Origin of the sequence: Sphingomonas sp. 2R-10 (assembly GCF_030062225.1) — a bacterium.
Lineage (GTDB): Bacteria > Pseudomonadota > Alphaproteobacteria > Sphingomonadales > Sphingomonadaceae > Sphingomonas.
In genome coordinates, this window is sequence record NZ_JASCXF010000044.1 from 24,026 (window position 1) to 33,839 (window position 9,814).

Sequence of the window (9,814 nt, forward strand, 5' to 3'; positions counted from 1 at the left end):
ATGGCAGTGTCAAAGAGCGTCGCCGGAGGACGGCCAGCGATGATGCTCGCAGGTCTGGCGGCTGTAGGAAAGCGGGAATGGCTGAATAGGGTGGGAAGCTGCCGTAACGCTATCGAGGAATGTTACTGGCCGCTCGCTGCACTCGTATCCAAACATCTTCGGACATGCTGTTCCGCCAAACACATCCGACAGTCCACAACATACGGCGGTCCTGCCGTGCTTCAACCTCGACGCTCTCGATGAAGTCGATACCGTGTTCGGCAAGAAGGTTCTCAAGAGGCCCTGCGGCTGTGTTGGCAAGGATGCGCTTCGCTTCCGTTTCGTATTCCGGCAAATAGCTCGCCTTCGGAGTAGCGGCTGACAACAGCCTTGATGGCCTTCCAAGCTAGTACTGGCTGATCATAAGAGGCGTCATATATGACCCAGCCACGCTCATGGACATTCTCCGGCGCTTTGTTTGGGTCAAGCCGCGTGTAGGCGATCCAGTCTGATGCGATCTGCTCCGGGGTGCCTTTCATGAGGGTCATCTGACACGTTTTCGGCATGTCCGCTACTTGGCGATAGCCGCCGCGACATCGCTCAATAGCCGATCCACGCATTCTCGATATGGCGCGGGGGCGTGCTGGGGGCGAGGAGGATGACGTCGATGCGGACGTCGCAGCCCTCGGCATAGGTGGCGCTGAGGATTTCCGCCGCCGCCGCCACGCGGGCGAGGCGGCGTTCGTCGATCGCGTGGTCGAGATCGGTCGCGGTCGCGCGGGTCTTCACCTCGACGAAGGCGACGAGGTTCGCCCGGCGCGCGATCAGGTCGACCTCGCCCGCCCTGGTCCGCACGCGGCGGGCGAGGATGCGCCAGCCCTTCAGCCGCAGCCACCAGCCGGCGATCCGCTCGCCGCGGCGTCCGGCATCGTCGGCGGCGATGCGCGACGCGCGCGAGCGGGGGCGGGGCGGGCGGACGAGCACCGGCGGACTGTGCCGCGCCGCCGGTGCGGCGGCAAGCGGTCAGCGCAGCAGGCCGGCCGAGCGCAGCGCCTTTTCGATGGTGGCCTGTACGCCGCTGGCGGGCGTCGGCGCGGCCGGGCGCGCGCTCGCGGCCGGGGTGATGCGTTCGAGGCGGGGGTTCGCGTCGACCGCCGGTGCCGCCGTGCCGGTCAGGCCCCAGCCGCGCGCGATCTCCAGCGTGCTCGACAGGCCGACGTCGAGCATGAACGGCCCGGCGGCACCGATCCCCCCATGGCTGTCGATCGGAACGCCGTGGCCCATGCCGGCGATGCGCCATTCCTCGACCAGCGTCCTGCCCGCGGCGTCCTGCCACGCGCGGCGCGACCAGTTGGCGGCACCGGTGCGTTCGGTCGGTTCGGTCGGAAGCGCATGGACGGTACGCCACTGGTCGACCAGCGCGTCGCTGTTGGCGACGACGACGGTCGGGTCGGCGGTGCCGTGCCAGATCGCGATGCGCGGCATGGCCGCGGCCGGGGCGATGGCGCGCGGCGCGGCGGCGGGCTGGCCGCGCATCCGCTCCAGCGCGGCACGGACGCCGATCGCGGTGCCATAGGGCAGGCCGCCGATGATCGCGCCGGCGGCGAAGCGTTCGGGCCAGGTCGCCAGCAGCACCGCGGTCATCGCGCCGCCCGCCGACAACCCGGTGACGAACACCCGCGCGGGATCGATCGCATGCTGCGCCACGACCGCGTCGATCATCGCGACGATCGATTCGGCCTCGCCACCGATCCGGGCGATATCGGCATCCTCGAACCAGTTGAAGCACAGGTTCGCGTTGTTGGCGCGACGCTGTTCGGGGAACAGCACGGCAAAGCCTTCGCGGTCGGCGAGCGTCGACCAGCCGGTGCCGTGGTCGTAACCGGCGGCGTCCTGCGTACAGCCGTGCAGCGCCACCACCAGCGCGGCGCCGGGACGCAGCGTGGCGGGGACGTACAATCGCGCACGCAGATTGCCGGGATCGGGGGCGAAGCCGGTCAGGTCGTGCAGCCGGTCAGCCACGGCCGGCGCCGCATGTCGTTGTCGCAGGCGCTGGAATTGCTGGATCGTTTCGGAAATCGGCGGCATGGGCGGTACCTTGGGCAAAGGAGCGACGCGGTCGAACCAGCGCCTCGATCGTCACGATATGGCGTTCATGCTGCGCTGCACAATAGGCATTGCGACCGGCGGGTGCAGGCGAGGTCCACGACCCGGGCGTTGCGAGACCTCTGTAAAAGTCTCGAACCCATCCATAAAGTGCACCGTACCCCCTGTGCGGGCGGGGGGGCAGAGCCAAGCATAACAACGGCTTGCGCTCGTGACCCTGGACTCCCGCCTGCGCGGGGGTACGGGAGAAGGCGAGGAATCGAGACTTTTGCAGAGGTCTTGCGCTGCCGGGCTTGCGCGCGGTGGTCGAGCCGATCCGGTTCGTCGCTATTCCGGCAGCAAGACCGATGGCGAACGATGCCGGCAGCGCGCGAGCAACAACGGCAGCCACAGCGATGCCCTGATGGATCGGGCCGAAGTGGCTGCGGCATACGGCAGATATCGCTGCCGCGATCCGTCCGACGATGAACGGCCATGCGTGACGACAAAACGCCGGAAAGCCGCAAGGATTTGATGGGGTCGTGCCGATCATATCGGCGATCCGGGCCGCCCGCGCGGCGGACCCATGGTCGGGGAGAGAGGATTCGAACCTCCGGCCCCTGCCTCCCGAAGGCAGTGCTCTACCAGGCTGAGCTACTCCCCGACGGAGTATCGGCGGGGCGTCTTCGCCGCCCGGCCGTTGCTTGGAGGCGCGCCTATAGCGGGCGGTCACGGGGTCCGCAAGCGGGATTCGCGCGGGCGACTGTTTGGCTTTGGCGGGGAAGCTGCTAGGGGCCGGGCGACCCCACCTCTTTTCGATTGTGTGACCGTGGCCACTCCGCTCGACAAACTGCGCAACTTCTCGATCATCGCCCATATCGACCATGGCAAGTCGACGCTTGCCGACCGGCTGATCCAGCGTACCGGCGGCCTCGCCGAGCGCGAGATGTCGGCGCAGGTGCTCGACAACATGGACATCGAGAAGGAACGCGGCATCACCATCAAGGCGCAGACCGTGCGTCTGGAATGGAAGGGCCATGTCCTGAACCTGATGGACACGCCGGGGCATGTCGATTTCGCCTACGAAGTGTCGCGCAGCCTCGCGGCGTGCGAGGGCGCGCTGCTGGTGGTCGATGCGGCGCAGGGCGTCGAGGCGCAGACGCTGGCCAATGTCTACCAGTCGATCGAGCACGATCACGAGATCATTCCGGTCATCAACAAGATCGACCTGCCCGCCGCCGAGCCGGAAAAGGTGAAGGCCGAGATCGAGGACCTGATCGGGCTGGACACGTCGCGCGCGGTGCTGGCGTCGGCCAAGGCGGGGATCGGCATCGACGAGATCCTCGACGCGATCGTCGAGCAGATTCCGCCGCCCAAGGGCGATGCGGCCGCGCCGCTGAAGGCGATGCTGGTCGACAGCTGGTACGACCCGTATCTGGGCGTGGTCATCCTGATCCGCGTGATCGACGGGTCGATCCGCAAGGGCCAGCAGATCAAGTTCATGAACGCCGACACGACGCACCTCGTCGACCGGGTCGGGGCGTTCCGGCCGAAGATCGAGCAGCTTCCCGACCTGGGTCCGGGCGAGATCGGCTTCATCACCGCGCAGATCAAGGAAGTGGCGCAGACGATGGTCGGCGACACGATCACCGACGCGCGGCGCCCGACCGCCGAGCCGCTGCCGGGGTTCAAGGAAGTGCAGTCGGTGGTGTTCTGCGGCCTGTTCCCGGTCGATGCCGCCGATTTCGACAAGCTGCGGGAATCGATCAGCAAGCTGCGCCTCAACGACGCCAGCTTCACGTTCGAGATGGAAAGCTCGGCGGCGCTGGGCTTCGGCTTCCGCTGCGGGTTCCTGGGACTGCTGCACCTGGAGATCATTCAGGAGCGGCTGACGCGCGAATACGACCTCGACCTCATCACCACCGCGCCGTCGGTGGTGTACCAGATCGAGCTGACCCATCCCGATCCGGCGGGCGTGACCGAGATCGACCTGCACAACCCGGCCGACATGCCCGACGTCAACAAGATCAAGACGATCAGCGAGCCGTGGATCAAGGCGACGATCTATGTTCCCGACGAATATCTGGGCGGTATCCTGAAGCTGTGTCAGGACCGGCGCGGCATCCAGTTGAACCTGACCTATGTCAGCGGGCGGGCGCAGGCGACCTACGAACTGCCGCTCAACGAAGTGGTGTTCGATTTCTACGACCGGTTGAAGTCGCTGTCGAAGGGCTATGCCAGCTTCGATTACGAGCAGATCGGCTATCGCGAGGGCGATCTGGTCAAGATGAGCATCCTCGTCAACGAGGAGCCGGTCGATGCGCTGTCGATGATCGTCCACCGCGGCACCGCCGAGGTGCGTGGGCGCGGCATGGTCGAGCGGTTGAAGGAACTGATCCCGCGCCACCTGTTCAAGATCCCGATCCAGGCGGCGATCGGCGGCAAGGTGATCGCGCGCGAGACGATCAGCGCGATGCGCAAGGATGTGACCGCGAAATGCTATGGCGGGGACGCCAGCCGCAAGCGCAAGCTGCTCGACAAGCAGAAGAAGGGCAAGGCGAAGATGCGCGAATACGGGTCGGTCAGCATCCCGCAGGAAGCGTTCATCGCCGCGTTGCGCATGGGCGACGATAACTGAGAGATCGTCGGGACCCGCGCGTTTTCGGACGACCGCCCGAATGAAAAGGGCCGGCGCCATGACGGCGCCGGCCCTTTCCGGATTCCATGCCGACCTGTGTCAGCCGAGGATGCGCAGTACCATCTGCACCGTCAACGCGACGCCGGCCCAGCCCAGCGCGGTCATGCCGGCGAGGGTGGCCATGGTGGTACGACCCGAATATTTGCTGTGCATCCTCTCACCTTCCTGTTCTTGTCCGACAGAAGATTGTCCCAAAAAGCGACGATTGCAAATATGCGACGCCACGAAAAACGTTGGAAAATCGCGGAAAAGCGAGCGAGCCCTGGCGAGGCACGGCAAATCTGCTGCATTGCAAAAAGAGCGATCCGTTGAAGAACATATCGTAATGCCACTGATGCGGCGTCCCTTTTCGCACCTGCGATGACCGGTTGTTGCGCCGCGATGAAGCGAAAATAAATTTCGCAACAGTCAGGAAAATGTCAGAATCGAGGCCTGCTACGGATCGTCACGGGGTTTCCGGGGGGCGATCGCGTGATTCGCCGGTCGATCGAGGGGGAACTATCCAGCATCCGGAGAGTCCCCGGTACGGGGAGTTTCAAGTGCAACAGGAGCGCATGATGGCCGATACCACCAACCCTGCCGCCGAAGCGACCGAGCGGATGCGTGCCGCCGGCAGCGCGATGACCGAAAACGGATCGCAGCTGGGTCTGACCATCCTGTCGCAGGCGGAAGCCAATACGCAGGAAGCGTTCCGGGCGATGCGTGCCGCGGCGCAGGCGAGCGACCTGAGCGAGGTGATGCGCATCCAGTCCGATTACCTGCGCGACCAGGGCGCCCGTTCGATGACGCAGGCGCGCGAAGTCGGCGAGATGATCGCCCGGTTCGGCCGCGATGCCGTAGGGCAGGTGACCGGTCGCGACTGACTGTCGCACCGTTGACCGTCGCCGATCGTGCCGCCATGGCGCGGTCGCAGGCGGTACGCCGGCAGAGGAATGGGGAACGTGATGATCCGGCGCATGATGTTGCTGTTGGCGACGATGCTGCTCGCGGTGCCCGCGACCGCGCAGCCGCGTCCGCCCGTCGTGCTGGCCGCCGCAAGCCTGCAGGAATCGATGAACGCCGCCGCCGATGCGTGGGCGAAGCAGGGCCATCCGCGCCCGACCCTGTCGTTCGCCGCCAGTTCGGCACTGGCGCGGCAGGCGGCGGCGGGTGCGCCCGCCGACCTGTTCGTGTCGGCCGATGTCGAATGGATGGACGATCTCGACCGGCGCGGGCTGCTGGCGAAGGGCAGCCGGGTCAACCTGCTCGGCAACCGGCTGGTGCTGGTCGCGCCGGTCGCCGGCACGGCGCGGGTCGCGCTGCGGCCGGGGGTGGACCTGCGGCCGGCGCTCAACGGCGGACGGCTGGCGATGGCCGATCCCGATGCGGTGCCCGCCGGCCGCTATGGCAAGGCGGCGCTGACCCGCCTGCGTGCATGGGATGCGGTGGCGCCGTCGGTGGTGCGTGCCGAGAATGTCCGCGCCGCGCTGGCGCTGGTCGAGCGCGGGGCCGCGCCGCTCGGCATCGTCTATGCGACCGATGCGAAGGCGTCGGCGAAGGTCCGCGTCGTCGGCATCTTCCCCGCCGCCAGCCATCCCCCGATCGTCTATCCGGTCGCGCGGCTGAAGGCGTCGCGGAATGTCGATGGCGAGCGGTTCCGGCGGTTCCTCGTCAGCCCGAAGGGGCGCGCGATCTTCGTCAAATACGGATTCACGCCGCGCTGATGCCCGATGGCGCCGAATGGGCGATCGTCCTGCTGTCGTTGAAGATCGGCGGCGTGGCGATGCTGGCGGCGCTGCCGATCGCCTATGCACTGGCATGGGCGCTGGCGCGGGGGCGGTTTCCGGGGCGGGTGCTGCTCGACGGGATCGTCCACCTGCCGCTGGTGCTGCCGCCGGTCGTCACCGGCTGGCTGTTGCTGCTGGCGTTCGCGCCCGCCGGGCCGATCGGCCGCTGGCTGGAGGCGTGGTTCGGCGTCAGCGTGCTGTTCCGCTGGAGCGGGGCGGCGATCGCGGCGGCGGTGATGGCGCTGCCATTGATGGTCCGCGCCATCCGCCTGTCGATCGAGGGGGTCGACCGGCGCCTGGAAAGCGCCGCACGGACGCTGGGCGCCGGCCGCGCGCGGGTCTTCTGGAGCGTGACCGCGCCACTCAGCCTGCCCGGCGTGCTGGCCGGGATGGTGCTGGGCTTCGCGCGGGCGCTGGGCGAATTCGGCGCGACGATCACCTTCGTCTCGAACGTGCCGGGGGAGACGGCGACGCTGCCGCTCGCCATCTACAGCGCGTTGCAGGTGCCGGGCGGCGAGGCGAGCGTCGTGCGGCTGGCGGGGATGTCGGTCGCGCTGTCGCTGGCGGCGCTGGTCGTGTCCGAATGGCTGGCGCGGCGCGGCGGGCGGAACGTCCATGTCCTTTGATATCGCGGTCACGGTGCGGCTGGGCGAGGCGGTGGTCGGAGCGGTGGTACCCGACGATGGACGCGATGCCGGGCTGACCGTGTTGTTCGGCCCGTCGGGGGTGGGCAAGTCAAGCGTGCTCAACATGGTCGCCGGACTGCTGCGCCCGGCGGCCGGTCATGTCCGTGTCGGCGGGGTCACGCTGTTCGATGCCGCGGCGGGGATCGACATGGCGGTGGCGGATCGCCGCTGCGGCTATGTGTTCCAGGAGCCGCGGCTGTTCCCGCACCGCCGGGTCGCCGCCAACCTGCGCTACGGCATGGGGCGGGGGACCGCGCCGATCGGCTATGACGACATCGTCGACCTGCTGGGACTGGGTGCGCTGCTGCAGCGCTGGCCGGCGACGCTGTCGGGCGGCGAGGCGAAGCGGGTGGCGATCGGGCGGGCATTGTTGTCGGGCGCGCGGTTCCTGTTGATGGACGAGCCCTTGTCGTCGCTCGACCGCGCGCGGCGCGAGGAGGTGATGGCGACGATCGAGCGGTTGCGCGACGCGCTGCGCCTGCCGATCCTGTACGTCACGCACGACGCGGCGGAGGCCGAGCGGCTGGCGACGCGGATCGTGGCGATGTGACCATCCTTTCGCCATAATCCACCGTCGATATCGGATACGAAACAATTGGGAGTTCGGCGATGCGGATGGGGTGGCTGGCTTGGGGAGCCATGGTTCTCGCGACGTCGGCAGGGGCGCAGGAACCTGCCTCCGATACGGGCGGGGCGGAGATCGTCGTCACCGGACATCGGCCGATGCGGGTCGACGCGAAGATCCTGCGCGCGGCACAGGCCCGGTTTGCGGAGGATCGCATCGAACTGTCGCCGCAGGGGGTGCTACAGTTCGAGCTATGGCGCGGGAACAAGCGCGTGCGCGCGGACGGGGTGAAACTGGCACTGATGGATGCGGCCGGGCGGGAGATTCCGGTGACGATCGATGGGAACGGCCGCATCGCCTTTGCACCGGTGCCCAAGGGGCGCTGGTTCCTGACTGCGCCTGCACAGGCATCCGACCTGTCGCTGCGCCCGATCATATTGTCGAGCGGGACGCGTATCGACGACCGGCGGCTGGGTGACCTGCGGCTACAATGCCGGGTCATGGTGTCAATGGCCAAGGCGAAGGCATCGCTGCTGGCGATGCCGTTGATCGGCATGTTCGACGCGATCGGTGGCTGTGCGAGCAAGCGGTTCGGTTTCTATCACCGGACGGAGCAGTCGCTGGCCGGCGCGGTCGCCGTGGCACCGGGCGGTACGCCGAAGGTGCTGCCGATGTCGGCAACGCGCGACGCCTATCTGCCGCCATTGTCCGATCGGACAATGGACAACGAGACCCGCATCCGCACCACGTATCAGTAGGTGACGCCTATTCCCCGCCCGCCATCGGCACGCGCGCGCTCTGGCTGCCGCGGGTGAAATAGGCGGCGTCGATCGCGAGGCTGCGCAGTTGCCAGCCGTCGATGCTGTCGCCCGGGGACAGGGTGCGGGTGCCCTCCGCGCCGCGGACCAGCGCGACGGCATCGCGGCCCAGCCGTCCGACGACGCCGAGCAGTTGCGGCGCGTCGTCGGGCAGCGCGTCGGCGGCGGGCGGGGCGAACAGCGTGCGGGCAAAGGCGGCGCGCAGCGGTGGCGGGGCCGACGGTGTCGTCAGGGGCGGCGGGGTGGATGGCGCGGTGGTGCCGTGCGGCGGCGCGCGCAACAGCCATGGCGGCACCACCAGCGCGACCAGCACGGCGACGGCGATCAGCGCGTGGTCCTTGAAGGTCAGCCCCGCCATGGTGCCACCAGTCGCGCGTCGAGCCGGACGCCGCCCGGCGCGGCGGTCAGCCGCCACGCCGCCATGCGGACCGTCGGACGCCCGCGCTCCAGCGCGTCGGCAAAGGCCAGCACCGCCTTTTCACTCCCCGACGCGCGCAGCGTCAGCACGGCAAGCGGGGCGGGCGCGGTGGTGTCGGCGTCAAGCGTTTCGACCAGCACGCCGCCGCGCGCGGCATCGGCGCGGACGCGCGCGGTCATCCTGGTGCGCGCGTCCGCCACGCCGTCGGCGGGGAAGGCGGCGTCGGCGATGAAGGTGGCGGGCGCGGTCGCTTCGACGCGGGCGGCGTCGCGATCGGCACGGGCGGCGGCGAGGGTGTCGAGCGCCGCATGGGTCGGGATGGCGAGCAGCGCGGCGACCCCCAGCGCGATCAGCGGCAGCCGCGGATTCATGGACGTTGCTCCAGCGTGATGCGCATCCGGCCGTCGCCGTCGGCGCGTGCCTGCGCGGTGGCACGCAGGCCTGCCAGCACGGGGTCGCGACGCAGCGCGGCGAGCACGCGATCGGGATCGGGCGCCAGCAGTTCGAACGACACCGCGCCCGCGCCGCTGCGTTCGGCGCGCAGCAGTGCGGCGTCGGGCGGCAGGGCGCGGGCGATCGCCTCGACGGTCGTGCCGAGCGCCGGTTGCCGCCATGCCGTGGCGAGCAGCGCACGGGCGCGTTGCCGGGTGCCGTGATCGGCGGCCCGCGGCGCGGCCCGGCGGTTGAGAGCCGCGGCATCGTCCCGCACCCGCGCGGTCAGCAGCGTCGCACCGCCCAGCGTGGCGAGCGGCGTCGCCACGATCGCCAGCGCCACCAGCGCGGCGGCGCGATCGATCGG

The 9,814-nt window shown here is 68.8% G+C and carries 13 protein-coding genes and 1 tRNA gene; 6 read left to right on the forward strand and 8 right to left on the reverse strand.

All coding sequences use genetic code 11. The annotated features are described in order from the left end of the window. Nucleotides 1-109 precede the first annotated feature (109 nt). The 5 genes from QLH51_RS19965 to QLH51_RS16865 form a co-directional block, all read right to left on the reverse strand. Entirely contained in the window at nucleotides 110-364 is a 255-nt protein-coding gene (locus QLH51_RS19965) for a DUF6869 domain-containing protein (protein WP_443018846.1), read from the reverse strand. Beyond that, nucleotides 273-527 (reverse strand): hypothetical protein, encoded by a 255-nt coding sequence (locus tag QLH51_RS16850; protein ID WP_164516220.1) that lies wholly within the window; start codon nucleotides 525-527, stop codon nucleotides 273-275. Before QLH51_RS16850 ends, QLH51_RS19965 begins: the two co-directional genes overlap by 92 nt. A 52-nt stretch (nucleotides 528-579) precedes the next feature. After that, the gene (locus QLH51_RS16855; RefSeq protein WP_164516221.1) at nucleotides 580-963 is read right to left on the reverse strand and encodes a YraN family protein; all 384 of its coding nucleotides are present in this window, start codon (nucleotides 961-963) and stop codon (nucleotides 580-582) included. Between the two features lie 39 nt (nucleotides 964-1,002). Next, on the reverse strand, nucleotides 1,003-2,067 hold the full coding sequence (locus QLH51_RS16860; protein ID WP_125661477.1) for an extracellular catalytic domain type 1 short-chain-length polyhydroxyalkanoate depolymerase: 1,065 nt from the start codon (nucleotides 2,065-2,067) through the stop codon (nucleotides 1,003-1,005). A gap of 584 nt (nucleotides 2,068-2,651) precedes the next feature. Beyond that, a tRNA-Pro gene (locus tag QLH51_RS16865) sits at nucleotides 2,652-2,728 on the reverse strand. A 165-nt stretch (nucleotides 2,729-2,893) separates the two neighbouring features. Here QLH51_RS16865 and lepA point away from each other — a divergent pair. The 6 genes from lepA to QLH51_RS16895 all read left to right on the forward strand — a co-directional run bounded on the left by lepA (nucleotide 2,894) and on the right by QLH51_RS16895 (nucleotide 8,537). Continuing rightward, nucleotides 2,894-4,702, forward strand: a complete 1,809-nt coding sequence (lepA, locus tag QLH51_RS16870) for a translation elongation factor 4 (protein WP_164516222.1) — start codon at nucleotides 2,894-2,896, stop codon at nucleotides 4,700-4,702. A 617-nt stretch (nucleotides 4,703-5,319) separates the two neighbouring features. Further along, the gene (locus tag QLH51_RS16875; protein ID WP_206429251.1) at nucleotides 5,320-5,625 is read left to right on the forward strand and encodes a phasin family protein; all 306 of its coding nucleotides are present in this window, start codon (nucleotides 5,320-5,322) and stop codon (nucleotides 5,623-5,625) included. 93 nt (nucleotides 5,626-5,718) lie between these two features. Beyond that, the gene (gene modA, locus QLH51_RS16880) at nucleotides 5,719-6,465 is read left to right on the forward strand and encodes a molybdate ABC transporter substrate-binding protein (RefSeq protein ID WP_206429252.1); all 747 of its coding nucleotides are present in this window, start codon (nucleotides 5,719-5,721) and stop codon (nucleotides 6,463-6,465) included. After that, nucleotides 6,465-7,154 (forward strand): molybdate ABC transporter permease subunit, encoded by a 690-nt coding sequence (gene modB / locus QLH51_RS16885; protein ID WP_125661490.1) that lies wholly within the window; start codon nucleotides 6,465-6,467, stop codon nucleotides 7,152-7,154. Before modA ends, modB begins: the two co-directional genes overlap by 1 nt. Continuing rightward, nucleotides 7,144-7,764, forward strand: a complete 621-nt coding sequence (locus QLH51_RS16890) for an ATP-binding cassette domain-containing protein (protein ID WP_125661493.1) — start codon at nucleotides 7,144-7,146, stop codon at nucleotides 7,762-7,764. Before modB ends, QLH51_RS16890 begins: the two co-directional genes overlap by 11 nt. An 89-nt stretch (nucleotides 7,765-7,853) precedes the next feature. Further along, nucleotides 7,854-8,537, forward strand: a complete 684-nt coding sequence (locus tag QLH51_RS16895; protein WP_125661496.1) for a hypothetical protein — start codon at nucleotides 7,854-7,856, stop codon at nucleotides 8,535-8,537. Nucleotides 8,538-8,544: 7 nt separating this feature from the next. On the opposite strand, the gene QLH51_RS16900 is transcribed toward QLH51_RS16895, so the two are convergent. The 3 genes from QLH51_RS16900 to QLH51_RS16910 form a co-directional block, all read right to left on the reverse strand. Beyond that, nucleotides 8,545-8,955: a hypothetical protein gene (locus QLH51_RS16900; protein WP_125661499.1), complete on the reverse strand. Its 411-nt coding sequence runs from the start codon at nucleotides 8,953-8,955 to the stop codon at nucleotides 8,545-8,547. After that, nucleotides 8,943-9,386 carry a hypothetical protein gene (locus QLH51_RS16905; RefSeq protein WP_125661502.1) on the reverse strand — a complete coding sequence of 148 codons (444 nt, stop codon included), beginning with the start codon at nucleotides 9,384-9,386 and terminating at the stop codon, nucleotides 8,943-8,945. Before QLH51_RS16905 ends, QLH51_RS16900 begins: the two co-directional genes overlap by 13 nt. Next, on the reverse strand, nucleotides 9,383-9,814 hold a 432-nt coding region (locus QLH51_RS16910; protein ID WP_164516223.1), incomplete at its 5' end, for a hypothetical protein. The genes QLH51_RS16910 and QLH51_RS16905, both read right to left, overlap by 4 nt.